Origin of the sequence: Rhodoferax bucti (genome assembly GCF_005876985.1) — a bacterium.
Classification (GTDB): Bacteria; Pseudomonadota; Gammaproteobacteria; order Burkholderiales; family Burkholderiaceae_C; genus Allorhodoferax; species Allorhodoferax bucti.
Genome location: NZ_VAHD01000005.1, coordinates 102831 through 129556, shown reverse-complemented (window position 1 = coordinate 129556; position 26726 = coordinate 102831). Strand labels below are relative to the sequence as shown.

23 protein-coding genes are annotated in these 26726 nt (G+C 54.7%); 14 read left to right on the top strand and 9 right to left on the bottom strand.

The window, feature by feature from the left end; all coding sequences use genetic code 11:
- Positions 1-2: 2 nt before the first annotated feature.
- Positions 3-2918: a heavy metal translocating P-type ATPase gene (locus FDM28_RS16420; RefSeq protein WP_138517088.1), complete on the bottom strand. Its 2916-nt coding sequence runs from the start codon at positions 2916-2918 to the stop codon at positions 3-5.
- A gap of 92 nt (positions 2919-3010) precedes the next feature.
- Between FDM28_RS16420 and cadR the strand changes: the two genes are divergently transcribed.
- From cadR to iteS, 4 genes are all read left to right on the top strand, one after another.
- Complete coding sequence (gene cadR / locus FDM28_RS16415; RefSeq protein WP_138517086.1) at positions 3011-3427, top strand: Cd(II)/Pb(II)-responsive transcriptional regulator; 417 nt, start codon at positions 3011-3013, stop codon at positions 3425-3427.
- 227 nt (positions 3428-3654) lie between these two features.
- On the top strand, positions 3655-4701 hold the full coding sequence (locus FDM28_RS16410) for a DNA-binding protein (protein ID WP_138517084.1): 1047 nt from the start codon (positions 3655-3657) through the stop codon (positions 4699-4701).
- 145 nt (positions 4702-4846) lie between these two features.
- A complete protein-coding gene (iteA, locus tag FDM28_RS16405; protein WP_338110200.1) occupies positions 4847-6013 on the top strand; it encodes an anti-phage ATPase IteA in 1167 nt (388 codons plus the stop codon).
- On the top strand, positions 5982-8264 hold the full coding sequence (gene iteS, locus FDM28_RS16400) for a S8 family anti-phage peptidase IteS (RefSeq protein WP_138517082.1): 2283 nt from the start codon (positions 5982-5984) through the stop codon (positions 8262-8264). The genes iteA and iteS overlap by 32 nt, the downstream gene beginning before the upstream one ends.
- A gap of 656 nt (positions 8265-8920) precedes the next feature.
- Here iteS and FDM28_RS16395 read toward each other — a convergent pair.
- Positions 8921-11488 (bottom strand): Tn3 family transposase, encoded by a 2568-nt coding sequence (locus tag FDM28_RS16395; RefSeq protein ID WP_170211822.1) that lies wholly within the window; start codon positions 11486-11488, stop codon positions 8921-8923.
- On the opposite strand from FDM28_RS16395, the gene FDM28_RS16390 reads away from it, so the two are divergent.
- From FDM28_RS16390 to FDM28_RS16380, 3 genes are all read left to right on the top strand, one after another.
- Positions 11472-12002, top strand: a complete 531-nt coding sequence (locus tag FDM28_RS16390; RefSeq protein WP_138517078.1) for a hypothetical protein — start codon at positions 11472-11474, stop codon at positions 12000-12002. The genes FDM28_RS16395 and FDM28_RS16390 overlap by 17 nt on opposite strands.
- Positions 12003-12019: 17 nt before the next feature.
- Positions 12020-12700, top strand: coding sequence for a hypothetical protein (locus FDM28_RS16385; protein ID WP_138517076.1), 681 nt, complete (start codon positions 12020-12022; stop codon positions 12698-12700).
- A 191-nt stretch (positions 12701-12891) separates the two neighbouring features.
- Positions 12892-13389 carry an HAD family hydrolase gene (locus tag FDM28_RS16380; protein ID WP_138517074.1) on the top strand — a complete coding sequence of 166 codons (498 nt, stop codon included), beginning with the start codon at positions 12892-12894 and terminating at the stop codon, positions 13387-13389.
- A gap of 635 nt (positions 13390-14024) precedes the next feature.
- Here the strand turns inward: FDM28_RS16380 and FDM28_RS16370 are convergent.
- The 3 genes from FDM28_RS16370 to FDM28_RS16360 form a co-directional block, all read right to left on the bottom strand.
- Positions 14025-14489, bottom strand: coding sequence for a hypothetical protein (locus FDM28_RS16370; RefSeq protein WP_138517072.1), 465 nt, complete (start codon positions 14487-14489; stop codon positions 14025-14027).
- A gap of 165 nt (positions 14490-14654) precedes the next feature.
- Positions 14655-15980, bottom strand: coding sequence for a HipA domain-containing protein (locus tag FDM28_RS16365; protein ID WP_206021998.1), 1326 nt, complete (start codon positions 15978-15980; stop codon positions 14655-14657).
- A gap of 13 nt (positions 15981-15993) precedes the next feature.
- Positions 15994-16344 carry a helix-turn-helix domain-containing protein gene (locus tag FDM28_RS16360; RefSeq protein ID WP_138517068.1) on the bottom strand — a complete coding sequence of 117 codons (351 nt, stop codon included), beginning with the start codon at positions 16342-16344 and terminating at the stop codon, positions 15994-15996.
- A gap of 316 nt (positions 16345-16660) precedes the next feature.
- On the opposite strand from FDM28_RS16360, the gene FDM28_RS16355 reads away from it, so the two are divergent.
- The 3 genes from FDM28_RS16355 (at position 16661) to FDM28_RS16345 (ending at position 18408) form a co-directional block, all read left to right on the top strand.
- Positions 16661-16978 (top strand): DUF4258 domain-containing protein, encoded by a 318-nt coding sequence (locus tag FDM28_RS16355; protein WP_138517066.1) that lies wholly within the window; start codon positions 16661-16663, stop codon positions 16976-16978.
- A 23-nt stretch (positions 16979-17001) separates the two neighbouring features.
- A complete protein-coding gene (locus FDM28_RS16350) occupies positions 17002-17478 on the top strand; it encodes a transcriptional regulator (RefSeq protein WP_138517064.1) in 477 nt (158 codons plus the stop codon).
- 231 nt (positions 17479-17709) lie between these two features.
- Positions 17710-18408, top strand: coding sequence for a DUF6710 family protein (locus FDM28_RS16345; protein ID WP_206021997.1), 699 nt, complete (start codon positions 17710-17712; stop codon positions 18406-18408).
- On the opposite strand, the gene FDM28_RS16340 is transcribed toward FDM28_RS16345, so the two are convergent.
- Both FDM28_RS16340 and FDM28_RS16335 read right to left on the bottom strand, forming a co-directional pair.
- Positions 18405-19058 carry a hypothetical protein gene (locus FDM28_RS16340; protein ID WP_170211819.1) on the bottom strand — a complete coding sequence of 218 codons (654 nt, stop codon included), beginning with the start codon at positions 19056-19058 and terminating at the stop codon, positions 18405-18407. The two genes, FDM28_RS16345 and FDM28_RS16340, sit on opposite strands and share 4 nt — an antisense overlap.
- A 423-nt stretch (positions 19059-19481) precedes the next feature.
- Positions 19482-19700 carry a hypothetical protein gene (locus FDM28_RS16335; RefSeq protein WP_138517058.1) on the bottom strand — a complete coding sequence of 73 codons (219 nt, stop codon included), beginning with the start codon at positions 19698-19700 and terminating at the stop codon, positions 19482-19484.
- Positions 19701-20246: 546 nt separating this feature from the next.
- Here FDM28_RS16335 and FDM28_RS16330 point away from each other — a divergent pair.
- Entirely contained in the window at positions 20247-21080 is an 834-nt protein-coding gene (locus tag FDM28_RS16330; RefSeq protein ID WP_138517056.1) for a MobA/MobL family protein, read from the top strand.
- A 514-nt stretch (positions 21081-21594) separates the two neighbouring features.
- On the opposite strand, the gene istB is transcribed toward FDM28_RS16330, so the two are convergent.
- Positions 21595-22410, bottom strand: coding sequence for an IS21-like element helper ATPase IstB (gene istB / locus FDM28_RS16325; protein ID WP_138517054.1), 816 nt, complete (start codon positions 22408-22410; stop codon positions 21595-21597).
- Entirely contained in the window at positions 22403-23926 is a 1524-nt protein-coding gene (gene istA / locus FDM28_RS16320) for an IS21 family transposase (protein ID WP_138517052.1), read from the bottom strand. Before istA ends, istB begins: the two co-directional genes overlap by 8 nt.
- 560 nt (positions 23927-24486) lie before the next feature.
- On the opposite strand from istA, the gene ttcA reads away from it, so the two are divergent.
- From ttcA to FDM28_RS16305, 3 genes are read left to right on the top strand one after another with little or no spacing between them, the layout of a single operon-like run.
- On the top strand, positions 24487-25455 hold the full coding sequence (ttcA, locus tag FDM28_RS16315) for a tRNA 2-thiocytidine(32) synthetase TtcA (protein WP_138517050.1): 969 nt from the start codon (positions 24487-24489) through the stop codon (positions 25453-25455).
- A gap of 18 nt (positions 25456-25473) precedes the next feature.
- Complete coding sequence (locus tag FDM28_RS16310) at positions 25474-26070, top strand: DUF4136 domain-containing protein (protein WP_138517048.1); 597 nt, start codon at positions 25474-25476, stop codon at positions 26068-26070.
- The gene (locus tag FDM28_RS16305) at positions 26071-26721 is read left to right on the top strand and encodes a histidine phosphatase family protein (RefSeq protein ID WP_138517046.1); all 651 of its coding nucleotides are present in this window, start codon (positions 26071-26073) and stop codon (positions 26719-26721) included.
- Positions 26722-26726 lie beyond the last annotated feature (5 nt).

Below are 26726 nucleotides of genomic sequence, written 5' to 3'. Positions count from 1 at the left end.
TTTCAAACTGACTTGAGCTTTAGTAGCCGCAGACCGTTGAAGACGACCAGCAGGCTCGCCCCCATGTCCGCGAACACGGCCATCCACATCGTGGCATGCCCCGTGAACGTCAGTGCGAGAAAAACCGCTTTGATGCCAAGGGCCAGAACGATGTTCTGCGTCAGAATCGCCGCCGTGGTGCGTGATAACCGAATGAAAGCGGGAATCTTGCGCAAGTCATCGTCCATCAGGGCCACGTCGGCCGTTTCGATGGCGGTATCGGTGCCAGCCGCCCCCATGGCAAAACCAATATCTGCACGCGCCAGCGCGGGAGAATCGTTGATGCCGTCGCCCACCATGCCCACCTGACCGTCGCCGCCAATCAGACTCTCAATGGTTTTGAGCTTGTCCTCAGGCAGTTGATCTCCTCGGGCTTCGGATATTCCGACCTGGCCGGCTATCGCAGTTGCCGTGTGTTGGTTATCGCCGGTCAGCATCAGCGTGCGCACACCCAGCGCCTGCAGGTCCGCCACGGCTTCGCGGCTGGTTTCCTTCACCGTGTCAGCAACGGCGAAGATGCCAAGTACGGTGCCATCGTCCATCAGCAAGATTGCTGTCTTGCCCTGGCGCTCCAGAGCTTCCAGTCGCGACTGAAGGGACGCTTCACTCAAGCCAAGCTCCTGCGCGAGTCGGTGATTTCCCATGTGCAGAATGCGGCCGGCGATACGACCACGCACGCCGCGTCCGGGCAAAGCGGCGAAATCATCTACTTCGTGCAAGGTGATGCCATCCCGGTTCGCCTTGCGGGCGATAGCCTGGGACACCGGGTGATCTGAGCGAGCGGCCAAGCTGGAGGCCCAACTGGCAACGTCTCGCGCGTCGCCCAACAAGGGCACAAAGTCGGTTTGCTCTGGCTTACCGTGGGTCAGCGTCCCTGTCTTGTCCAGGGCCAGCACCTTGAGCTTGCGCCCACCTTCCAAGTAAACACCGCCTTTGATCAGGATGCCGCGTCTGGCGGCGGCAGCCAAGCCACTGACGATAGTGACAGGCGTAGAGATGACCAGCGCGCACGGGCAAGCGATCACCAACAGCACCATAGCCTTGTAAATCCAGTCGAACCAAATGCCGCCGAAAGCGAGGGGCGGAACAATTGCCACCAGCACCGCCACAACAAACACAGCTGGGGTATAGATACGGGCAAACTGATCCACGAAGCGCTGCGTGGGCGCTCGGCTGCCTTGAGCTGATTCCACCGCGTGGATGATGCGCGAGAGCGTCGAGTCATTGGCACCAGCAGTCACCTGGTACTCGAAGGAACCAGTCTCATTAATAGTACCGGCGAACACCTGATCACCTTCGGTTTTTTCGACCGGTAGACTTTCGCCTGTGATGGGCGCTTGGTTGATGGTCGAGCGACCGGCGGTTATCAGACCATCCAGCGCAATGCGCTCTCCGGGTCTTACCCGGACTATTACGCCTTTAGCTGCCTCCTTGGACGGGACTTCTTTCCAAGAACCGTCAACCTGCCGCACGGTCGCAGTCTCAGGCGTCAGGTCCATCAGGCCACGAATGGCATTGCGAGCCCGGTCCAGAGACTTCGCCTCGATAACTTCGGCCAGTGCAAAGAGGAACATGACCATGGCGGCCTCAGGCCAGTGACCGATTGCCATACCGCCAGTCACGGCAATGGACATCAGGGCATTCATGTTCAGGTTGAGGTTCTTCAATGCAATCCAGCCCTTTTTGTAGGTGCTGAGTCCGCCAGTGAAGATCGATACCAGGGCAAGCGCGACGACCGCCCAATGCAATCCGTCGTTGACCCAGTACACACCCTCAGCGAGCACCGCCGTGATGCCGGAGACTGCCATCGGCCACCAGTTGGTTTTGTGCGCAGGAGGCTGGGTATCACGTGGGTCGTCGGTTTTCTGTACCTCGGTTTCCATGCCAAGCGATTCGATCGCGTCCACTACGGGCTTGAGGGCATCTGTTGTGTGGCGCACCGTCAAGGTACGTTGCATGAGGTTGAAGTCCAGACCCTGCACGCCCGGCATGCCTTGCAGCTTGCTGCGGATGAGGCTTTCTTCGGTTGGGCAATCCATCTTGGCAATACGCAGGACGGTGGTATCTACCGGATCGCCTTGCCGTTCTGCCCGCATCCCAATGGATGCCAGCGCCTTCTCGATGGACTCTGTGGTCGGCAAGGTGTGCTGGACACCTAGCATGCGCTGCATCAAATTGAAGTCGAGCGCGGCAACGCCCGGTACCTTGCCCAGACGATCACGGATCAACGCTTCTTCGGTTGGGCAATCCATGTTGTCGATCCGGTACGTCACGCGCTCTCCGGCCGATTTCGGAGAAGCCGATTCGGACGGCTGGGTGTGCTGGGGTTGGACCGTCGGGGATTTGGCCAGTGCAGCAGTTTCGGCCGCCTCCCCAGTGCTTGCGCCTTGCTCCTTGGCATGCATTCCGATTGAGGCCAAAATCTGCTCCACTTGCGCGCGTGTCTCAGCACGGTGTTTCACCGACAACGTGTGCGCGGCCAAGTCAAAGTCCAGGCTCTGAATCCCTTCGACCGCGCCCAGGTGCGAACGGATTAGTTTTTCCTCGCTCGTGCAGTCCATGTTTTCGATGCGGTAGGTGGTTAGCACGGAGGTGTCCAGCACTGCCTGTGCCTTCATACCGACCGCATTCAGCGCCTGCGCCAAGGCATCGGACGAAACCACGCTGTGCAGAACCGTCAGCTTGCGTTGCGGAAGATCAAAGTCCAGCCTTTCGACACCGGGCATGCCATCAAGCGTGCGCCGCACCAGTGCTTCCTCGTTGCGGCAGTCCATGTTACTCACATGGAAAACAGTGGATTCGGTATCAGCCTGTGCCTTCGTGCAGCCAGTCTGTTGCCCGCTGGAACAGCCGCATGTGTTTGAGGATTCTTTGTTCATAGGTTCGCTCTCGATTGGGAGGGTTATTCCGGATGCCCCTATTGAAAACTCTCTAGTAGGTATAGAGTCAAGTCTTTTGTGAGGCGGAGATCATGCTGCGGATAGGTAAATTGGCTAAGAAGGCTGACTGTTTGGTGCAAACCGTGCGGTTCTATGAGTCGGAAGGGTTGCTCCCAGAGCCCGTGCGCAGCGATGGCAATTTCAGGTTGTATAGCGATACGCACCTGCAGCGCTTGCTATTCATTCGGCGCTGTCGGACCAAAGATATGACGCTGGACGAAATCCGGAAGCTGTTGAGCTTTCGCGACCACCCAAACCTCGACTGCAGCGACGTCAATGCCTTGGTCGACTCACATATCGCCCAAGTCCAGGCCAAAGTCAAAGAACTGCGTGAATTGGAACGAGAGTTGATGGAATTGCGCAGATCGTGCAGCAGTGCCCGAACATCGAAGGAGTGCGGAATTCTCAATACCTTGTCGCACACCGGAGAGGCTGTTTCTGCTTTATAGAGACTTGGACATTCACCGCCGCGTATGGCGATTCGGGGCACATCTGTGTCAAAAAAATCCCGCTCGATAGGCCACATCCACAATTGAGACTGGAAATAGTTTTTTGACAATCACATTTGATAATCCACCATTATCAAATCTCAAATTTAAAGAATTTTAAACCTTAATTCCTTTATGTTTGGTATGTAATATCGTGGTATGTAATTAGTATCAAATAAAGGTGGAGTATGGCCAGATCAGGAATATACAAGTCTGAGGTGCTGCGGGCGCGCGACAAGCTGCTGACCAAGGGGCTCAACCCGTCCATTGACGCCATACGTGCGGAATTGGGTACCGGCTCCAAGACCACCATTCACCGGTATTTGAAGGAGATTGAAGAGGAAGAAGGTGGCACCACGGGCACCAAAGTAGCGGTCAGTGAAGCCATCCAAGACTTGGTCGGTCGCCTTGCTGCCCGCTTGAACGAAGAAGCAGATGCACGTTCAGCCGATGCCTTAGCCGTGAGTGCAGCGAGTCTTGCCTGGGCCAACAAAGAAAATGCCGCGCTGAAGTCAGAGGGGCAGGCAGTTCGAGCTCAGTTGGAACAGACCCAGCGTAGCCTGAGTACAGAAAAAGCTGATCACGCCAAGACCCAAGAGGCTCTGTCAAACAAGACTCATGAGGTCGCGCAACTCAACCAGCGCGTTGCGGACCTGCAGGAGCGCCTGGGAGCCGAAGAGCAGCACCGCCAGTCGCTGGAGGAAAAGCACCAACATGCCCGGGAGGCTTTGGAGCACTTCCGTGTCGCGGCCAAAGAACAGCGAGAGCAGGAGCAACGCCAACATGAACAGCAAGTCCAGTACCTGCAAGCCGAACTTCGCAAGGTCAATGACAACCTGACGGGCAAGCAGCAAGAACTCATGCGGACCCAGCAGGACGGCGTCCGACTGGTGGGAGATCTGTCTCGCGTCCAGGCTGAACTGCATCAGGTCCAGGAAGAGGTGCGAAAGCTCAGGCCACTGAAAGACGCCTTGGCATTCGAACAACGGCGAACCGAGGAATTGGGGCAAAAACTGGTGACGGAGACAGCGGCCAATCAAACCCTGATGGACAACGCCGGCGAGATGCAGACCAAACTCCTGGTCTTGCAAGGGGCGAATCAAACTCTGGGGTTGGAACTGGCTGCAGCCAAAGCCGCCGCATTGGCTCAAGAGGGAGTGGTGGCGAGCATGCTGCAGCGCTTGAGTGCCACAACACCTCCTTCAGAGGGCGCCATACCTGACGGAGCTGTGTAGCCACCAAGCCAATGCGGATAAATTTCAGCCGAAACAAAATGCATAGAACGCGAAACAGAAATGCTATTTTGCGCAACAGATATACGATAAACTGAAACAGAAATACGATAAACTGAAACAGAAATACAAATTTCCGTTTCAAGCAGTGCAACACCTCTCCGAAGTTCTCAAAATTCTAGACGGCGCGCTCAAAGCCAACGCCAGCATGGCCAGCAGCTACGCAGGCTTGCTGGCCGACAAGCTTGAGCAAGACGGCGAGCGCCAGCAAGCCCGCCAATTGCGTGAGCGCTTGGCACGAGCCCCAGTGGCGTTGGTCTCCGCCCAAGACGCGGGCCACGGTGTCAGTCTGGGACAACTTCCTACCGACAACGAGAGCCGCTTGAATACCGTCGATGTGAGTCGACCGCGCAGTCTGGATATTGAACTGGTTTTGCCCAGCGCCATACAGGGACGCCTGAACGAGTTCTTGCAATGCGTCCGCCATTTCGACGAATTGGCCAGGGCTGGCGCCGCCGTACCCAGCCGGCTATTGATCTATGGTCCACCAGGTACTGGCAAAACGCAGACGGCTCGCTGGCTAGCCGCTCAATTAGAGTTGCCGCTACTGACCGTGCGCTGTGACACTCTGGTCAGCAGCTTGCTGGGGCAAACCAGCCGTAATCTACGCAGGGTTTTTGATTTCGCAGAGCAGAATCCCAGCATTCTGTTTTTGGATGAGTTTGACGCCTTGGCGGGCGCGCGTGGTAACGAGCGCGACGTTGGGGAACTCCAACGCGTAGTGATCGCGTTGCTGCAAAACATCGATGCCTTGCCCGACAGCACCATTCTTGTGGCGGCCACTAACCATGATCAGCTCCTGGACGCGGCCATCGGCAGACGGTTCGCGTTTCATCTGCCAATGCCTTTACCAGACGCGGGGCTGCGGACGGCCCTATGGCAACGATGGCTGAATTCGTTTGCCCCCGACGGTCTTGATTGGGACGAGCTGAGTCATCTGTCGGCAGGAACGACGGGGGCTGTCATTGAACATGTCTGCATGGATGCCAAACGCACAGCGATATTGGCTGGCCAACCCCTCATTGAAGAAAGTGACTTGTATCGGCGCCTGGGCCTGGCTCAGGCCCTGGCCTTGGGGGAGCGCCTGAGCACGTCGGAGCAAGAGATCGCGTGGCTGCGCCAATGGGCACCAGACCGTTTCTCACTGCGAGTACTTGGCGCCATGTACAGCCACTCGACCCGCAAGATCACCAGTATCATCCAAGCGGAAAAGGGAGAGAACAATGGCAACAAGAAAGGGGCTCGCCGCAGGTGAAGTCGCGGCCGCAATACCCAGGTCCAATGAATCGAATCCATTTGTACTGATTCCGCACGCTGCAGCGGACCTGCAGAATTACGAGGCCAGTGGTGGTGGTGCCAAAGAGCTTGTCCCCGTCACTCCAGCCCTGCGCCAGGAATTGATTCAAACGTTGCACAACACCCGCGCGGAACTCGCGGACCATCTGCAACGCTATCCCAATCTGAACAGCACCTTGGTGTTCCGGCTGCGGGAAAAAGGCATCGCCAAATCACACCGCCCCATCCATCTCATGGAGCGAGCAGGCCTCGGTTCCGCCGGTCATGCACATCTGGACGAAATGCTGGTGGGGTGTTCGGCAGCAGGTTTTCAGCAGCTGGAACAGTTGATCAGCCAAGGCAATACCAAAGTCCTCAAAGCGAATATCAGTGCCATCCTCCGGATAGAGCCCTGGTCACGCCAACGGCGCAACCCGGAGGGGACTTTGGTGTTGCGCCAGAGTGGCCAAGCACTGGTCCGATTGGTCCGCTTTTGGGATGATCAAGCAACCAATGCGGCACAGACCGATTTAAGAGCGTTGCTTCAACTGCTGGATGTGCGATTCAGCGCTTTGAGCGCAACCGGGCCGGACGTTGTGTTGAAACTGGAAGACTTGGATGCGCTCCCCGAGCCTGTGTTAGAGATGATTCTGGATCATCCCGGAATACGCTCTGTGTATGCCGAACCCTTGGTCGAACCCGTGGCGACCGGTGTGCCTGGCATTCCCATGCCGGTGGCCCCTGTGCTTGGCCTCCCACAAGGCCCGCTGCCTACAGTTGCCGTCTTCGACTCCGGTACGGGCGCAGGCAATGCGGCTTTGACCCCCTGGATCGCCAGTCGCGATATTTATGTTTTGCCGCCGGATACCGATCACGCGCACGGCAATGCTGTGGCATCTCTGGTCGCGGGTGGGACGGCACTGAATCCCGTTTTTTCCTGCCCGCCTTGCGTCGTCCATGACGTTGCAGCCTTGGAGACCGGTGGCAGCCGACTGTCTGACATCGTTGAGCGATTGAGAGACGCTGTCACCAAGCGCCCCGACATCAAAGTCTGGAACCTCTCGCTCGGAGTGAATGCACCCTGTGATCCCGATCAGTTTGGCGAATTGGCACAGGTTCTGGACATGTTGTCTGACCAACATGACGTGCTTTTTGTGGTGGCCGCAGGGAACTATTTGGACGCTCCGCGCCGCACATGGCCACCGGATGCGGCCATGACGCAAGACCGACTTTCAACACCAGGCGATGCGGTGCGAGCGTTGACCGTGGGCTCCATCAGCCACGCCGAAGCACCCGATACCCTGAGCCGAGCCGGAGAGCCTGCACCATATTCCCGTCGTGGACCTGGACCGGTGTTCACTCCCAAACCAGACATCGTTCACCATGGCGGCAACGTGCATGCACCATGGAGCGGTGGCACCACCTCTACTAACGTGCTCGCGCCAAATGGGGCTACTTACGCAAGTTTCGGTACCAGCTTCGCGGCTCCGTTGGCATCGGCCGTGACTGCCCATGTTTGGCAGTCGTTGAACGGTCACCCAAACTTGCAAGCCAATCCAGCATTGGTGAAAGCATTGATGGTCCATGCGAGCCAGCTGTCGAGCCCTGCCTATGCCGGATGGGAACGCAGATACTTTGGGGCCGGTCTTCCCCAAGATGCTCTGAGCGTGCTGTTTGACCGTGACGATAGCTTCACCTTGGTATTTGAGGCCAGCCTTATTCCCGGGGCATGGCGCTGGAGAAAGTCGGACTACCCCATCCCCGCAGCACTTCGGCACAACGGAAAGCTACGCGCGGAAGTCATCATTACCGCGGCCTATGCACCACCACTCAACGCCGCCTATGGTGCGGAGTATGTCCGGGCCAACCTGGAACTGGGCTTTGGTGTGGAAGATGAAGACGGCTTCACAGGGAAGGTACCGCTCCTGGGCGAGGAAGGTACGGCGGGATACGAAGCCGAGCAGGTGGAATATGGCGGCAAATGGGCGCCGGTCAAGGTGCACCGGCGCACATTTCCGAACGGAATATCAGGTGACGCATGGGCACTGAACGCGAAATTGATGCTACGCGCCTTTGAGCCACCTTTGCAGCAGGCGTTGCGCGCCTACATTGTGGTGACCTTGCGTGCCACCGATGGTGATACCAGGGTGCACACCCAGGGCCTTCAAGCACTGCAGGCCAGCAACTGGGTTCAACATTCCTTGCCGGTGCGCGTCCCCGTCATTGTCTGAGGGCTATCAAAAAAGCACATTCGGGGTGGCTCCAGATGAAGCCTCTCAAACTAAAAAACTGGATTCCTGTAACGGGTGCAAATACAACCGTTAATCATTGTTTTGGTTGTTAAAGGATCGAATTAAAGCTCTTATCAGACAGAGCATGGTGGGCGCATTGCCCCGCGTAAAGTAAAATCTGGCTCAACATAGCCGCCACGCCTCTTCACAATGCGCAACCTTGGCGGCTTTTCCGTTTCTGGACGGAACTACAAAGGAATAGCAACGCTGCTGTTGCAACCAAGCGGTCCGTGTGCTGTCGTTGGTGCTGCACCGGCGGCCAAACTTTATGTGCGCATTAAATTTAACGCGCACATACAGCTCACTGTTGCAAGAAATAGTCCCTATGAAGGATGTTGAGTCCAAAGTTCATATGCTAAAAAATAGACAAATACTTCCGGAGCGGGCTTGTACATGCCCTCTTGCATCTGGGCCAGAAAAGCTCGAATTAGCCAAAAAATCCAGATCCGCAAAAGGCGGTCGAAAAAAGCTAACCGCTACAAATAGCACGCAAATCAGAAACACCCAAAATCCATTGATTTCGTAAGTTATTGATTTATATGAATTTTATTTTTCAAACCGCTACAAATAGCACGCAAATCAGAAACGCCTAAAAATTAAGCACCACCACCAGCCCTGCGTTTTTGGGGCGGCTGATCCAGCAAAGCATCCGCATACCGCTCCACACCAAAGGCCATCAAACCTCGGAAATTGATGTGCCCAAAATGCACCGGCCCCATGCGGCGCAGCCAGGCATCCTCAATCGGGTGTTTTTCTTTGCGCCAGCGATCCACGACATGCTGCATCTTCATGGTGTTCCAGGCTATGACCAGATTGGTCAAGAGCGCGTGTGAACCAGAAATCGCCCGGATCTCGTCTCGCCGGCGTCCGCGCTCTGCGGCCAACCGGCCGAAATAGATGGCCCGCTGCAGTTGGTGGACTGACTCCCCGCGGTTCAGTAGGGTGTGCATTTCGCGGCGAAACTCAGGATTGCTGAAGTAGTCACACAAAAACAAGGTCCGCAACGAGCGCCCCAACTGGTCAGCCGCCTTGTGCAAGGGATCACCCTGGGCTGACGTCCCCATCTTCTCCAGCGCTTCCTTGGGCGTCAGCCGACCGCTGCGAATGGAAGCAATCAGACGCAGCAACTCATCCCACCCTTTATGAATTGCCCGTTCCGACACATTGGTAAGCGCGATGCGTTCCAGGTTCTCGGGCAGCTTCACAGATCGAGGGAGGTACAGCCGGCGTTCCGCGAGATCTCGCATTTGGGGGCACAGGTCAAACCCCAGCAGCTTGCTCATGGTCATCGCGACAAAGGTATACCCATGGGTATCTACCGCCAGCATGGACAGCCGCATATTTTCGTCGGACTGTGCTGCGTTGTACTCCTCAACCCCGCTGACCGCCACCGACCCCTGCCGCTCGTTGTGGACGATGGGTTCGTCGTGGGCAACTCCGTAGACATCCAGGACGTGCGTGTATAGGCCAATCGCCCTGGTCCTGCGCCTGGGGTCGGTTCGGGAGTTATAGAGGTGCCGGGACGCATCGAGCGCCATCATGTCTGAAGACGCCTTGGTACCGGAGCCCCAATTTGCCGTGATGGAGTGTTGGCGCTGAAACTCCACCACGCGGTCGTTGGCGCGGCGTAGGCGCCCGTGGGCTTCCAAGGAACGCATTGCAGCAGAAATATGGGCGACCTCGACGCCAGGAATCATCGCGGCCACCCCTTTGGCGTCGTTTTCGGTTCCATGGGCCAGTAGTGCCGCATAGCATGAGACCAATTCCTGGGTGGACTTCGCTCGCCGTCCCAGCAGAACTTCGCTAAATCCAGCCGCGGCATCCGTTTCGACAATGATGTCACCGATCTGTACCTCCCCAATGCTGGAAAACATCATGTTTCGGCTGGCGTCAATGGCCTTGTCCTGTGCCAGGGCCTCTATCTGGGGCAAGTGCACCAAGCCACTCTCGTCAATACTGATTTCACCGGCCTCTACTGCCTCTGACAGGGCTTGCAGACCCGCTTCCAGGTGAGCATTCAGCCGGGTCAGGAATTTCTCCGGGTCGGCATTCAGGCTCAATGCGCTGATCAAGCGCAGCCGGTTTTTCTTCCATTGCGCCGGAGGGATGAGCAAGTCTTCGCGGTTGCGGTAGTCCCAGCTGTGGTCGATCCAAAGCCGAGAACTCCGAAAACCATGACGCACCGACATCATGGTGGCCGCCTTCAATGCATCGAGCGCTTTGCCCCGGTCCTTGTCATTGAGCATTTCGTGCCAAATCGGATCGACAATGCTCACGTCAAAGTCCACGGGAAGCTCCTTGATGCCCTTGGCATCAAGCTCCCGAAGTGCAACGACCTGTCTCAATGGCCGCTGTGTAGCATCGCCCTTGATCTCCAAATCAGAGAACACATTGAGCAGGGATGTCACTTTGGTGGCGTCCTCGGTCAGGGACTGCCGCACCAGTGCTGCATGACCTATTGCAGCGATGGGTTCATCATTGGGGATGAGCTTCTTGAGGGCCTCGATCTTCTCGTCAGCAGTCGTGTCCTCGGCATGGATGATCAAGCGCATCTCATCATGCTGCTTCCGATACTCAACAGCAGTTCGTGCTTGCTTGGAGAGGACGCGCCCCGAGGCATGCCGATAAAGGTCGTTGACCCGACGCCCAGTCAAATACATCAAGGCATCGGTGAGATCCAACAAGGTGACCCGCAAGAAGCAAATGACCTCCAGCATCTGTGTATCCTCACTCAACCGCCTAGAGTCAAACGGAGAACGGTTTGCTACAGCTTGGGCATAGGCGCGCATGCGCGCGGTAGAAATGTGACTCAACGGCCACTTGTCTACTTCAAGCGTCTTGAGATAGGTGATCTTTTCTGAGACTTCAGTCAGCGTTGTGGGGCTGTGCTTGCCTGGCGGGGTCTTCAGCCACTCCAGCATCGTCCCGCCAGCACGCCCACGGCGCGGTGAGAACGCTCCAGAAATCATGCGCTTGCGCACTGAAGCTGGGATCTCCTTCTTGATCCCCTCCATGGCCAAAGCCTCCGTCGAAGCGAATGCCTCGCGGGCGACATCCCGCAAAATCCGGTCTGCAGGGAGGAGATAGCGGCGATCAAACAGCCACCGCTCAGCTGCCTGAACCAAGTCATCCACAGAAGCGGCCGTCTTGGTCAACTCGACCAAGGCCACGAGCCAGGAGCGCAGGGCTACCTACATCGGGAGCCTTCAGCGTGAGAAAACAGGCTTGAAGTGCGACTGCGTGTGCCCGGCCTGTGGCGGTCGGTTGCAGGCGATCAATGCGGGAAACCCGATCCCCACCGTGCCAGCTGGCAAAACCAAACGCCCCCACTTCCGGCATGACGTGGGCCAGCAATACGAGAGCTGCCTTATCAAAATGTCGCAGATCGTCGCCTTGCAATTGCTCTTGCAAGAGAAAGCGATTTACCTTCCCCCCCAGACGGTCAGTTTCCCAGTTGTAGGTGCAAGCGGTCAGATTTACACCGGAACGTCACACTGCGATGGTCTGACCATGGAGGTAGCGGCAAGGGAATGGATCGATGAGCAGGAAGCCAAGATCATCACCGTGCGTGTCCGCCAGACAGGTTGCTGCCTCTGCTTGAAAAACGCGGTTTCAAAGGCATGGGAGCAGAAGTCATCGTCAGTCCGGATGGTCTCCTATGGGCATTGGAGAAGATAGTCCAGCGAGACCCACATGTGAACCCAGCCCTGCTTTTTGAAAGAGCTGTAAACGGCGCCGGCAGGATCAATCTCCAGAAATATGTCATTGCATTGGGCGCTGCAATCGTGGAATACGAACCCCCAATGACTGATGATGAACTCTTGCAGTTAGCCGATTTGCGACAAATCGTGAAGGAATCCATCGGCAATGCAGAGCACACCTATACGCGCACACGCCGGTACGAGAACGCCCTGGTATTGCTTTATCCACGCCTGAGATCTCGCTTGGAGTCCAACAAAGGAACCGAAGAAGTTGTGGGTCAGGTGAGGATCGCCAAAATGCGAAAGCAGGAGACTAATGCGGCTCAACAGATTGTGCAGAACAGAGACTCACAAGAAGGGCGTATGGAGAGAATGGAATTGATACTGCGCCTTGAAGATGTTCGACTGTTTCATGAGTGGGTGCCAAAGACGCAAAGGCCCCACGACCTCATGAGCACAATCAAACATGTTCAGCAAAATCTCAAAAGAAGAGATGCTGCGTACGATGATTTTTGGACAAAAGTGCTGATGTCCGCATGGGTTGCGAGAGAAACAAACGTCGATTTGGCGGATTGGATTCAGTCAGAGAACCCAAAAAATGCGCGGCAGGTGGCGGAAATCATTAAGATTCTGGAGACTGCCTCGATGCTGAAAGAGAAGGCATTGGAAGAGTGAGATCAAAGCACAATTTGCTAAAGAGATTTCTAACGAAAAGTTGCTCTTGGATGTTTGATATGCGGTCTGGCGGCAGCCAGGTCAGCGCAGCGCATGCCATGACCCCCTCTTCGACGCCCAGGCTGTTTGGAGCCCACCGGGCTCCAGGATCCCGGATGTTCTGCCTTCTTCAATGATCAACAGGGGTAGTCATCTTTGATCTCGACGAGACGCTCGTTCATGCAACGAAAGAAAGGCTCGATCGCAAACCTGATTTTCGATTCGAGGACTATGGTGTGTTCATTCGACCGCACCTGAGATTTATGCTCGAAGCGATTGCCCCGAGGTTTGATATCGCTGTCTGGTCTTCGGCAACGAAGATCTACGTGGAATCCGCAGTAAAGCAACTGTTTGGCGATGTCGCCGAGTTGAAGTTTGCTTGGTCAATCGACCGATGCGTGCAGCGTGTTGAACCTAACTCGAATGGGTACGTTTACATCAAGGATTTGCGAAAAGTTCAAGGCCAGGGTTATGCCGTGGAGGGCATTCTCATAGTCGATGATTCGCCGGAAAAGATCGTTCGCCAACCGCGAAACCATGTTCTGATATCTGCATTCACGGGCGCGGAGGATGACGACGCTTTGCTTGAGCTTCCTGCGAGGCTTGTGCACGCCGCTGAGGTGATGAAGAAAAGTACCGTCGGCAATTAGCCAATCGGGTTGGTTTTCCAGCCTGGCTCAAACCTATCCCCAGCTCCTGCTGATCCAGACTCCATCGTAGAGATCGCTAGAAGGTGTTGGCGATGGTGCAAAGTAGCTACTAGGCATATAGGTGCTACTTTGCTGCTTCAGCTTTGCCTAGAACTCGTTTCTTTCTTGGCTTTGGCCCTGGAGGTATAGCCAAATCTTGTAGTTTCCGACCTAGTTCATCGTCTTGGGCCAACTTTCCAAAATCTGCATCGAGAGATAGAGCCGCAAGCACGCGAAAGTAAGTCCCCAGCGTCACCCCTGGATCACCGGCTTCTACTTTGTAGAGAGTTGTTCTGGAGATCGCGGACCGCTTAGCGACGGTGATCGTTGTCATTTTTCGTCGCAGCCTGGCAAGATTAATCCGCTGGCCCAATGCAATAAGTTCGCGTTGCTCGCGAGGAAAGATGATTGGTGATTTGCTCGGCGTGTTTAATATTCTGGACAAATATAGTGCATATTGTTCAGAATATTAAACATTCTGCTTGAACGTGATGAGGACGTCATCCCTGACTGATCCATACGAAACTTGATCGCCGCAATTGGATCCGGCTGCCAATGAACGTCACATAGACATACTGCATCCTCAAACACAAACTTCAGGCTGCTTCATCCTGCGTTGCTCTCTTGATTTTTAGAATGGTTTCGAAGTCGAGCATTTCTCCAACCGGGCTGGACAAGCGTTGGCGCACTCGATGTTCATCGTGCGATAGGAGAATGTCGGCCAGTTCTGTTGGATCAGCTCGATCGGTAATTGACTGCCACTCCTGGTACCAGAGGGCACCCTTGTTCTGGCTCCATTTTCTTAGCCAAGATCGACAAAAATCAAAAATCTGGTTGGGCTGAAAGGACACGAATACCTGAATGGCAATATTGCGTTTCTGGTTGTCAAGATTCGGATCCCCATGCAAGAACAGAATGCCGCCTGCACGTGACATGAATTTGATCAACTGATCAGGGTCGGAAGTATTGACTGGCAAGGGCATGCCCGTCGTCAACGAGTCGCTCTCGGCATATTGCAGCAACACTGCCGACGTACTGTATGTGGTCTGTTTTAAAAGCATGCAAATGACGGTACTTGTTGAAATACCCAAGTCGCCGGCATGTGCTTATGACTGTGATTGGCGACATTGTCACTTACCGACTGTTAAAACCCCGCCTGCAAGCAAGCCCGTCTTAGACCTCAGGCGGTTCCGAAAATCCCAACCCTCTAACGCAGACCACCCGCACTAGGTCGGTATGTCCCTCAAACGCTGCAACATATCCTTGAGCGTGATGTGCTGGACCACTCGGAGCAAGCGAGCTTCCACAGCCGTGTAAACAGCACGTTCAGGCGGCGTGTTTTTTGTGCTGGCTTCGTGTTCTGCCACGATGATTGCCAAAGCCTTTTCCACGCGGGAAGTAACTTCTTGCACGATACGTCTGGCGGCAAGTTCCGGCATCCCTAGCTGCTGCGCCGCGGCCAATACAGCACCCAATGTCACGTCCCCAAAGGTATGCGCACCGGGTAGCGGGAAGGCCATTGGCACTTGATTCCAAGTGGCATGTTCGTCTGCAAATGTTTTGGTGTGGTAGCTTCCTGTACAAAGCAGGTCGTAGTGCGGTGCCAACGAAATGCCGTCAGGGCCCACATGGAAGGAGAGGTTTTTTAGGTGGCAGTCATCGTTGCCCACCAAGATGTTGAAAACCAGCCATCGAAAAACACCGTTGCGAGTTGCCAGCTTGTTGGTTGTCCGGTCAATGACTTGCGAGAGCGCCTCTAGGCTTGCGCCAGAGTGCTTGAACGTACGGTCCTTATTCAGCAGCTGGCAAGCATCGATTATGTGCAATCGTTTGACACTTGGAGCCGTCAAGGGGTCCGCAGCGCTTAGTGCTGTTTTCTCGACGACCCGGTCAAACCGTTCGATGAGGTAAACCGGCTCAGGCACATATCGCATATCAACAAACGGAACATTTAAGCGAGCCGCTTTCGCAAGCCGCATTGTTACGAATTCGTTGAAAACAGAGGCCGGATATGTCGAACTGTCTGGATGGTCGGGCTTAAGGATGTACGTGGAGGGAGTGGCGCCGACAGGCTCAAAGAGCGCAGACTTTTTGATGACAACAAGCATCTTATGCTGCGCACCAGCCAGTGACATACGCTTGGGCGCCCCCTTTGAAAGCGTTTGCTTTGGAAGGTCCCGGATACGCAAGCTTAATGACTGGTTAGTAAGCTCGCTCAATGTAAATTCAACAGGCAGCGAGACCCCTGGCGCAAGCAATGTCAACGACCCGGCAGACTCTGCGCCCAGGTAGGTCAACAATGCAAAAGCGTCTTCATGGTCTTTGATGCCAGCTTCTTTGGCGACTGCTTTTCTAAGTAACTCTTCAGGCAGCAGGTTGTCGAAATACCACTGCACCGGACGCAGCGTGCCTCCGTCTTCATGTCGCAGGGTACTGCGCGCAAGCGCTGGCGACAAATCAAAACTACCCTCACTTGTGGCCCACACCGGGTCGTACTCAAAAACCCAAAGGTTGTTCCCTTCGCTAAGCGTGCCAACAAGCGCAACGTCCACGAAAACGTTTAGGCTACGCATGACCCTCCCCAGCATCAACAATGTTTGCTGAGTCCACAGAGCTTCGCTTGACGGGGTTAGCCTCAGTCGCACCCATCGCTCGCTCAAGAGCTTCTCTTTGAACACGATGCAAGGCCGGCACGGCTGATTCCGGCAAATCGACGCTAAGAGTAAGGCCTACCTCCTTCAAAAGCTGAAGAACCTTACCCAATTGGACGGTAGGCATCCCTTTTTCGAGGTTTACAGCGGTCTGCTTACTCACACGTGCGGTTAGTGCCAGGTCGTCAAGGCGCACCTTGGCGCTCTTGCGAACGGCCCGTAGCGCGAACCCAAGGTCTTCCGCTGAATGAATGATGCGCTTCATAAAGTGACTGCCATAGTAGTCACTAAAGCATATCAGCCATCAAGATATCGTGCAAGTGACTGTCGTAGTAGTCATTACGCCAAAACTAGAGCCAAGCAGTCAAAAAGTGACTGCTGCAGTGGTCACAAGGACCATTTTGATGTTCGCACTGGAGAAAGTGACTACTGAAATAGTCACTCGACTCTATGCTGGCATGTGAACATGCAGCTTGTTCCTTTCTAGCGTCTCGATCAAGTTTATAGTTTCAACATGAAGGGGCAATGTTCTAAAGTTGCTCAAAAAATAGAATTTCGTGTACAGTGAGGCCATAATTTTTATGGGTTACGAGACCTTTCGGCGTAAAAGTCATGCGCAGCTAGCGAAGCACATCCGAGCAATCGCAAAGAACACGGTTTCGGTATTTATTACCGACCACGCGAAAAGCAGGATGAAGAAACGCAAAGTCACTTCCCAAGAGGTGTACGAGTGCCTGCAGCTTGGTTCGATAGTTCGAGAGCCGGAAGAAAATCAGGAAAAAGAGAGCTTGGAGTGCCGTATGGAACGCTATGTTTCGGGCCGCCATCTCGGTGTCATCGTTGCACTTTGCGACGAAGATCCTGATGTAGTCGTTGTGACTGTGTTTGAGATTTCTTGAGTGTTTGAAAGTAGGGGCACATCATGTATCACTACAAAGAGTGTGGATTGGACAATGTTTGGCTGGAGAACGGGTACATCGTCAAAAAGACGGCCTATGGGAAAGCGACGTCTGTTGATGACGCAATCAGCTTGCACAAAGTTCTTGCGATGGAACTTGCGCAGAAAAAGGGCAGAATTACTGGCAAAGAGCTGCGTTTCATGCGTACCGTACTTGGCATGTCCCAAGAAGGACTAGGAAAATGCGTTGGCGCATCTGAACAGTCAGTCAGCCTTTGGGAGCGTACTGGCAAAGTTCCACAGTACGCAGACAGTCTCATGCGATTGATCTTGTCTGAAAATCTCAATGGGAACAGCAAAGTCTCCGAAGTCATCGATCGCATCAATACGGTTGAACGTATTTGCAACCAGCAAATCGTGGCTCGCGAGAAGAAGCACAAGTGGACCTCATCCACTGTGAACAATATCGAAAATGATGAGCGCTTTGCCTTGGCTGCTTAGCCATTGGTAAAATGCGTTCAGAGCCGCTAGGGACCGGGTGTAAGCCCCCTTAGGGATATATGAATGAGGAAGCCCGCGCAAGCGGGCTTTTTCTTTGCGCGACTGAAAGTCACCTGTGGCGACATGTTTGCCGCATTGCTCTACCCTCCCATTTGCCTTCAGCGTTTTCCTCCTGAAGGCGGAATCTGACCAAAGCGTCAACGGAGGTGTCAGATCGACCGTTTGAAACAGATGATCAAAAGCATCTGGCCATTCAGCAATAAACCATCAAAAGCAAGCCTTGAGCGGCAAGCAGAGTTCACCAATTTAATGGAACTCGCGCAGGATGTTGCAGCCCGCGATCCCCGCGGTTTGCTGGATCTTGTGCGGCTCTACACAAGGCCTATCCAGACAGAGCTTCTTCTGTCTTGCGCCAAGAGACCACCTCATGAGGGCAAGGCTGAAATAGCCCCTCATCAGTTATTTATGCCTAGTGCACGTCTGGTGCTTACAAGCCACTCGCACTATCCGCAACTGGATGAGACTCAATTCGAAGTTGATTTGGCCAAGGATCCCATCTTGCCAGGCCCCTGGTATCGGGAGCGATATGCCAAGGCACTCTCAGAGGTAGGCAGTGGAAAGAAGTCCGGTGCTTGGGAACAAGACGGGAATCATTCGGTTGCTGCAATTCTTCCGTGGGGAATCGCTTGTGTGTTCGGTGGAAACCACTCGATTGCTGCTGGGATCCTCGCCGGTGAAGGCGTAGTCACTCCATGTGAAGCATGGGATATGAGCGGCTTGCTGGCCAAGGTCCGCTGTGACGGAATTCACTATGTTGAAATCGAAACTGGGAAACCGATCTGCAAAATGCACGATCCGAAGATGGGCGCCGTTTTTGAGATCGGCCGACTGTTGGAACAGCATCAAATTACACCGTTACGTCGGCTCTAAAGGGCGTCATGAAAACGTGGTTTGCGCCTGAAGAGTGTCCTGCTTGAGTGAATATGGACAAGCAGCTTGCACCTTTCGTATGAGCGAGCCAAATTGCCCCAATGTTGAACCCCATTGTGAGCGAAATCAACAGGCTCATCCTGGGGCGAGAGCACGACTCGATGCCCTGCAGATTCCAATGCATTGAAAAAATCGTTGGCAAAAGCAAGCGCTTTATCCAGGCCGGCCATCGATGTGGTGACGTCCAGCAGGAGATTCTTGTAAGGTTTGAGATGTTGACCCTCTTCAACTTTGCGACTAGCTTGGAAATGAGCGTTCGCTCCTCGCACCAAACTGTGCATGCCAGTAACCGGTAGCCGTGGTTTATTGGCTTTGGACTCGGGCAGTGCTGTACGGCGAGGTTTCTTTGCAAAGTGGAAGTCGCCGTCCTTCGACCAACTAACTTGATCGCCGGGTTGTGCCTCCGGCAGTGGGGGGCGCCCCGGAGCTTTGCCGACCGCCAATTTAGCCCAGTATCCCCTCTCTGGACGCGGTACCCGAAGAATTGAGCAGATACGTGCCAAGAAGCTTCCAGACACCTCGAACTGTGCCGCGACCTTGGTCATCGGTGTAGTCCAAATCAGTTCGTACAGATCTTCCCGAGTGATCACTTATGCTCCTTGGTAGTGGTTCACGGTGCTTGGCGATACTGTAGCTTTATTACATAAATTGAATCGTCCCGAGTACGGGCATAACATCATTGTCCTTCAGCCTGATTTCCAGCAAAAATATCAACTAGTTGATTCACTCCTGATGAAAGGTAACCTCGAGAATGTGTCGAAATCAATCATTGCATTGCAATGAAGGCTAATGTCTGCGGCCGCGTATAGACCAAGTTGAAATGCTTCATCGATATACCGTTTAATGATCTTTCATTCGGTAAGCTGTATTTATTCGTCCAATCAGCAGTCAATGTGATTGGACTCCAGAATTGGTAATCACACAAAGCATGGGTGATGCCAATGACGCGACAGAAGGACTACATTCTCAATATTGGACAAAATTACGTTGGGTAAGCCAAGATTTGTTCATATTTAGATGGGTGGTGGTTTTTTACTCGACTCTTGTTTTTTTATGGTCAAGAGTATACGTTCCCACTGGTCGGGATGTTGGTTTTTTAACCAAGTACCAATGGCAATAGCTTCGCGGAAAAACTTTTTTTGCTCCTTTTGCGTTTCGCGTGCTAAGGCAGCCGCTCTTTGGGCCTTAAGTTTCTCAATCCGAGCATCAATTTGATTCAGTTTTGTATTCATCCCCATATTTTGCTGATGCAAACTACGAATTGCAAATCGCTAAGCTTATGGAATTGACTCCACTGCCGCTTGGGGTGCGGGGATGTCCTGAATAAAGCACAGTCGCTCGAGTTCGCAGACAGAGTTCTTGGACAAAATCGGCCCAATGATTAGCGTGATGCCTAACGCAGTGCTTGGACTCAGGATAAGGTCTAAATTACCTAGTGGATCGTTGGTGATTGAGCGCTTGGATACCCAATCTGTCTTGCCACAGCACGGTCCAATGTCCTCGATGGAGGTCTCAACGTGCACACCGCCCATCCCAGCCGCTTCAGAACTGTGAAGTATCTAAACAGCGCTATGTCGAGCATGCGTCACATTTATTCGGGGAGCTGTGGCTGATCAACTTCTACCTGAGGCAACGGTTGGCTGAACGTGCGTGGGCTATGCAGATTGGCTTTAAAAGTGATGCATTTGCATTTGCTTATGGAAGTTGTAAAAATTTCAGAAGGAAATTACTTTACCAATAGCGCACTTACGCAAAGTGCTACTTTTCTTGGATAAAAAATGGCAATCTTTCATCTATCTATTCGTCGTGTTTCACGCGCTCGCGGGCAATCAAGTGTCGCAGCCTCCGCCTACAGGACAGGCACAGTGCTGTTAGATGAGAGAACCGGACTGACCCATGACTTTCGAAAAAAAAGAGGAGTTCTTTTCTCGAATTTAATTCTGCCTGAGGGCGCACCAGACTGGAATCGATTTGAGTTGTGGAATCAGATAGAGGCTGCTGAGAAACGGGTGAATTCCTGTCCCGCCCGGGATTGCGTAGCTGCACTTCCTTTTGAGTGTTCGTTGTCAGAGCAAATGCATTTAGCGGATGAAATGGGTCAGTGGATTTCGGGCCGACACCGTGTAGCGGTCGACTGGGCCATGCACAGGCCAGTTTCAGAAAGTGATAACCGAAATATTCATGTCCATTTTCTATTCTCAGGTCGTCGTCTCTCACCCAATGGGGTCGCAGAAAAATCCAGAGAGCTCGACAGTCAAACTGAAGGACCTTTAGAAATTCGTGCTTGGCGACAAAAATGGGCGGTGCTTGTAAACGAAGCATTAAGTCGCCAGTTCATAGAGTTACGAGTGGATCATCGTTCTCATTTCGAAAGGGGGATATTCGACATACCTACAATCAAGGAAGGTCGAGGTCCAAGTGCTTTTTTAAAAAAGAAGAAGAATGAAGAATGTCGAATTATTAATTCGAAATTGCGCGATCTTAATTTAAGCCAATTGCAAGACAAATCTCATATGGATGAGCGGATTATGGAGGAAATGTATGTCAGTGAGCCGCCGTTCGAAATTGAATATAAATATTTAAGTTCGTTGCGGAATCGATCTGGATTTTAAAATATATGGATTTGTAGGTATAAGTTTATTATAGAAATCAACATGAGGGTTGCGGTTTGATTGAAGCAATGTCGACTCCCCCCCCCCTCCCTCCAGTTTCAGTAGCATTTGCCTCAGAACTTTCAGACCAAACAGAAATTCAAAATAACTTACTAAGCTGGCGACTTACGCCAATATCGGCTTCTAGTTATCGGCTACCGCCATTGACTGCAACTGGCCTTATCCGGTCTGCAGATCTCGCAGATCAGGGCTACCCACGAATGTCTGAGTTCGTGGCTGTGACATTTGAGAATTGGAAGACCACTTCGGGTCGTCGTCAACTGTGGGCCAGCTGCTGCCATCGGTGAATGACTGCTTCGGGGAAGTGAATATGGCGCGTTTAGGTGATGCGAAGTGCCTATTTAGAAGTTCAGCTGTTGGCGCCGATTGAATCTTGACAGTGCGTGCCGATTCAATTTTGATAGGGGGCTTGTAGCCAGCAGTTAGGCTGCTGACTGTGGATAACTATAGTCCTTTAGGGGTTTGTCACCTCCTGACTGGCTTCGGCCCGGCGGTATTGCTCCCTTGATTTGATCTTTCCCTTGGCCTCCTTTGAGCTGTGCCGGAACCGGTAGGACTCATTGCCAGTCTCAACGATGTGGCAGTGATGGGTGAGTCGATCCAGTAATGCCGTGGTCATCTTGGCATCCCCGAACACGGCTGACCACTCTGCAAACGTCAGGTTGGTAGTGATCAGAACGCTGGTGTGTTCATAGAGCTTGGACAGCAGATGGAACAGCAATGCTCCCCCGGCCTGGCTGAATGGCAAGTAGCCCAGTTCGTCCAGAATGACCAAGTCCATGCGCATCAAGCTCAGGGCGATTCGACCTGGATTTCCCTTGGCCTTCTCCTGCTCCAACGCATTGACTAGGTCAACCGTGGAATAGAAGCGCACACGCTTTGAATGGTGTGTCAGACCAGAGATTCCCAGCGCAGTCGCCAGATGGGTCTTACCGGTGCCAGGACCACCAATCAGAACAACGTTCTGTGCATCCTCCGTGAACGTGAGGTCCGCCAACTTTTTGATGAGCGCTTTGTCCACTGGTGAGACTTCGAAGTCGAAGCCTGCCAGGTCCCGATGAATCGGGAAGCGTGCTGCCTTCATCTGATGGGCAATGGAGCGCATGTGCCTGTCCACATCCTCGGCCTGGAGCAAGTGTTCAATCAGCCAGCGTGAGCTCTGGATTGTTGCGCCGCCGTCTTGCTCCATCAGGTCGCCCCAGGCATTGGCCATGCCATTGAGTCGCAAGGCCTTGAGCTCGCTTTGAACGTTGCGTTCTGCATCATGCATGGAAGACTCCCTGGTCATCGTTATGGGTGGGCCGCAGGCGGTCGTAGCGTGCGGTATCAGCTATGGGAAGGTGGGTTAGTTGCAAAGCGGTCTGTGCATGCTCGGGCCTGGGCGGTGCATTCAGCCGTGCCAGCACATTGCGCACATGCTCAGCACTGACGCTGCCATTGGGCGTGGCCCCTTCAAGCACCAGATCAACCGCCACCAACACGGCGTCCAATCCAGCCTGCGGTACAGTGGCCAACACCTGTGCCATCGTGCGATCTCCTCCTGCGTGTCGCAGTAGGGATTTGCGCAAGCGCTGCAAAGGCGCGGGCAGATCCAGGAACGGCGCCCCGTTTCGCAACGCACCAGGCTTGCGCTGTATTAGTTCAATGTAGTGTTGCCAGTCGTATGTCGTTTGGCCGCTGCCCGGAGTTCGGGCGTGACTGGCGATGATGGTTTCCGCACATGCAACATCCACGCGGTTGGGATACAACCGTGTGCTCACCAGATGCCCAGCCCACTCACATGGCACGGAGTAACGGTTGCGCGCCACAGCAACCAGACAAGTGCTGCTGACCCGTGCAGGCTTCTCCACGTAGCCATCAAACAGAACAGGCATGGACATGAGATGGGGACGCTCCAACTCCAGCATCTCCGCTACGGTGAACTGCTTGTGAATGGGATGCGCCGTGTCAGCCCAGATCGAGTGGCACCGCTCCCCGAGCCAGGTGTTGAGTTCAGCGAACGATCCAAAGCGTCGCGTACCAGCCTCAATCCAGATGCGCCTGCGACTGTCCTGCACGTTCTTCTCCACTACCCCTTTCTCCCAGCCCGATGCCACATTGCAGAAGTCGGGATCAAACAGGTAGTGGCTGCACATCGCCGAGAAGCGCGCGTTAACAATGCGCCCCTTGCCCTTCTTGACCTTGTCCACTGCAGTCTTCATGTTGTCGTAGATGCCACGCCTGGCAACACCACCCAGCGCATGGAATGACCGGGTGTGCGCATCGAACAGCATCTCGTGGCCCTGCCCAGGGTAGGCCACAAGCCAGAAGGCACGACTGGCGCATAGCTTCAAATGGGCCACCTGCATCTTGTAAAACACACCGCCAACCAGCAGCCCCTCCTCACTCCAGTCGAACTGGAAGGCCTCACCGAGCTCGAAGCTCAGTGGCACAAAGGCCTTGGTGGGGTCCTTGGCTCTTTCTTCACGCCATGATCGAATGAAGTCAGTCACTGCGCTGTAGCCACCCCGGTATCCCTGGGCCTGTATCTGCGCAAATAGCGCCTTGCCAGTGCGCCGTGCATGCTTAGCCCGGTGTGCGTCCGTGCGCAGCGCTTGCTCCAGCACAGGCTCAAATGGCGTGAGCTTGCCCTCAAGCTTCTTGCGTTCGTACTTCGGGGTTATGTCGCCGGGAGCCTTGAGCCACTTCTTGACCGTGTTTCTGGCCAGTCCCGTTCGTCTGCAAATCTCTCCGTCAGAGAGTTGGTCGCGCAACTTCATGCGCCGCACCTTGCCAATCATGTCCATGGTGATCACCTTTTACATCCCTGCTGAAAGTTTCAGCAGGGCAGTGGAACACCCCTGTCAATTTTGGATCGGCACTCTCGATCTCACACTGTCAACTTTCGGTCGGCGGCAACACATCCACATGCCGCTGCAAACGAGTTCAATATCAGCCCTCAGATGATGACCATGAGGCTAAATCAGAGCGGTGCAAAGCGGATCATGGGATACAGCAGGGGATAAATGCAGGAATGCTACCGCCGCTCCTGCACAAATCACAACCGCAGGAATCGGTCATTCTTCAGGACTTGGATTCGGAATATTGGCCCGTTTTGCCCAAGATTTCACCGTTTTTTTACTTTGAAATATCATTGGACATCGGTAGCGGTGCTCCTTCAGTGCCCTTCAATTGTCGAAATTGCTTCTGGACAATTGGATTGCAATCCAATTTGCATACTCAGACATCAAATCAAATAGTCCCAAGATCACCCAAATGATTGATTTCTTTGGGACTAATTTGCATATTCAATTGACAAGGACAGTGATCCACCCCGCCATTGCACCAACGCAACAAGGAGAGAAGCATGAACGCTACATGGGTTGAAGAAGACACCACCACCGAAGCGGCGGAAGCGGCGGAAGCTGCTGCAAACCGCAACAAAGAACTCAAGATCGAGCGCGAAACCCACAAGCTGGAAAAGCGACTGTGCCGCCAGATGGGCCAAGCCATTGTGGACTTCAACATGATTGAAGAAGGCGACCGCGTCATGGTCTGCATGTCCGGCGGCAAAGACAGCTACGGCATGCTCGACATCCTGCTCAAGATGCAGCAGCGCGCGCCCATCAACTTCGAAATCGTGGCGGTCAACCTCGACCAGAAGCAACCCGGCTTCCCCGACCACATCCTGCCTGAGTACCTGGCCAATTTGGGGGTGGAATTCCACATCGAAACGCAAGACACCTACTCCATCGTCAAGCGCAACATCCCCGAAGGCAAGACCATGTGCAGCCTGTGCAGCCGCCTGCGCCGGGGCATTTTGTACAACGTGGCGCGCAAGCTCAAGTGCAACAAACTCGCACTGGGTCACCACCGCGACGACATGTTGCAAACCTTCTTCCTGAACATGTTTTTCGGCGGCAAGCTCAAAGGCATGCCGCCCAAACTCACCAGCGACAACGGCGAATTCGTCGTGATCCGCCCGCTAGCCTATGTGGCCGAGAAAGACCTGATCCGCTGGGCCGCGCACCGCGAGTTCCCCATCATTCCCTGCTCACTCTGCGGCAGCCAGACCAACCTGCAGCGCGTGCAGATTGGCAACATGCTGCGCGACTGGGAGAAGCAATACCCCGGTCGCGCCGAGACCATGTTCACTGCGCTGCAAAACGTGGTGCCCTCGCACCTCATGGACCACACCAAGCACGACTTCAAGAACATCCGCCCCACCGGCATCGCTGACGAGAACGGCGACAAAGCCTTCGACGCGGAAGACCTGCCCGCGCCCGCACTGCCCAGCCTTTCCGGCTTGCCGGGCGTGCAAGTGGTATCGCTATAAATTCAGGAGCATATTGCGATGATTCTGCGGGCGCTACAACGGTTTTTTGCCTTGATATCGGTCGCTTTGCTGGGCGCGTGTTCCCTGCCCCGCATGATCGACAGCGATGTGCAAAGTTTTGCGGGCAACGTACTGCCCGCCAGCACAGCAGACTTCCGCTTCGAGCGCCTGCCCTCGCAGCAGCAAAACCTGGGTTTGCAAGACACCCTGGAGAGCATGGCGCAGGAGGCCCTGGAGCGCATCGGCCTCACCCGCAATGACACATCGGGCCGCTACCTGGCCCAGGTCGGCCTGGGTGTAGACAACATCCGCAACCCGCACTACCGCCCGCCCCGCCCCCGCTTGGTGAAGGGTGCTGACGGACGCTGGTACGAGGAGTGGCCCATGACCCCGGACATCGAAGTGCCCTGGTACCGCCACCGCGTACACCTGACCCTGCGCGACAGCAGCACCAGCCAGGTCGCCTACGAGACCACCGCCGTGTTCGACGGCCCTTGGCGCGACACCCTAAACCTCGTGCCGCCCATGCTGGAAGCCGCACTCAAGGACTACCCCAACCCCGGCACCCGCCGCGTGGTGGTAGAGCTGCCCGCCCCCGGACAAGAGGCCCGCTGAATGTCCGTCACCCGCATCATTGCCGTGCGCCACGGCGAAACCGCCTGGAATGTGGACACCCGCATTCAGGGTCAACTCGACATCGGCCTGAACGACCGCGGTCTCTGGCAAGCCGAGCGCGTGGGCCAGGCACTGGCCGACGAATCCATAGACCGCATTTACAGCAGCGACCTGCAACGCGCCCACACCACCGCCCAGGCCATTGCCCGCTACGCCGCCCAAGCGAGCGCGCGCGAGGTGCAATTGCACACCGGCTTGCGTGAACGAGGCTTCGGCACCTTTGAAGGCGAGACCTGGGCCGACATTGCCGAAAAGTGGCCCGACGAGTCCCGCCGCTGGAAGCAGCGCGACCCCCACTTCGCCCCGCCCGGTGGCGAAACGCCCACCCAGCTGCTGGCCCGCGTGCAAGCCACCGTGGACGACATTGCGGCGCGCCACCCGGGCGAGCACATCGTGCTGGTGGCCCATGGTGGCGTGATGGACATGCTCTACCGCCTGGCCACCCGGCAGGAGCTGCATGCCCCGCGCACCTGGCACCTGGGCAACGCGGCGATCAACCGGCTACTGTGGACACCGGACGGCCTGAGCCTGGTCGGCTGGGGCGATGCGCGCCATCTGGAAGACGACGCGCTGGACGAAACCACCGCCTGAAGCCC

Coding starts and splice junctions, on each gene's coding strand:
- FDM28_RS16420 (WP_138517088.1), bottom strand. CDS start 2,918: ATGAACAAAGAATCCTCAAACACATGCGGCTGTTCCAGCGGGCAACAG.
- cadR (WP_138517086.1), top strand. CDS start 3,011: ATGCTGCGGATAGGTAAATTGGCTAAGAAGGCTGACTGTTTGGTGCAA.
- FDM28_RS16410 (WP_138517084.1), top strand. CDS start 3,655: ATGGCCAGATCAGGAATATACAAGTCTGAGGTGCTGCGGGCGCGCGAC.
- iteS (WP_138517082.1), top strand. CDS start 5,982: ATGGCAACAAGAAAGGGGCTCGCCGCAGGTGAAGTCGCGGCCGCAATA.
- FDM28_RS16370 (WP_138517072.1), bottom strand. CDS start 14,489: ATGCTTTTAAAACAGACCACATACAGTACGTCGGCAGTGTTGCTGCAA.
- FDM28_RS16360 (WP_138517068.1), bottom strand. CDS start 16,344: ATGAAGCGCATCATTCATTCAGCGGAAGACCTTGGGTTCGCGCTACGG.
- FDM28_RS16355 (WP_138517066.1), top strand. CDS start 16,661: ATGGGTTACGAGACCTTTCGGCGTAAAAGTCATGCGCAGCTAGCGAAG.
- FDM28_RS16350 (WP_138517064.1), top strand. CDS start 17,002: ATGTATCACTACAAAGAGTGTGGATTGGACAATGTTTGGCTGGAGAAC.
- FDM28_RS16345 (WP_206021997.1), top strand. CDS start 17,710: ATGATCAAAAGCATCTGGCCATTCAGCAATAAACCATCAAAAGCAAGC.
- FDM28_RS16335 (WP_138517058.1), bottom strand. CDS start 19,700: ATGAATACAAAACTGAATCAAATTGATGCTCGGATTGAGAAACTTAAG.
- FDM28_RS16330 (WP_138517056.1), top strand. CDS start 20,247: ATGGCAATCTTTCATCTATCTATTCGTCGTGTTTCACGCGCTCGCGGG.
- istB (WP_138517054.1), bottom strand. CDS start 22,410: ATGCATGATGCAGAACGCAACGTTCAAAGCGAGCTCAAGGCCTTGCGA.
- istA (WP_138517052.1), bottom strand. CDS start 23,926: ATGGACATGATTGGCAAGGTGCGGCGCATGAAGTTGCGCGACCAACTC.
- ttcA (WP_138517050.1), top strand. CDS start 24,487: ATGAACGCTACATGGGTTGAAGAAGACACCACCACCGAAGCGGCGGAA.
- FDM28_RS16310 (WP_138517048.1), top strand. CDS start 25,474: ATGATTCTGCGGGCGCTACAACGGTTTTTTGCCTTGATATCGGTCGCT.
- FDM28_RS16305 (WP_138517046.1), top strand. CDS start 26,071: ATGTCCGTCACCCGCATCATTGCCGTGCGCCACGGCGAAACCGCCTGG.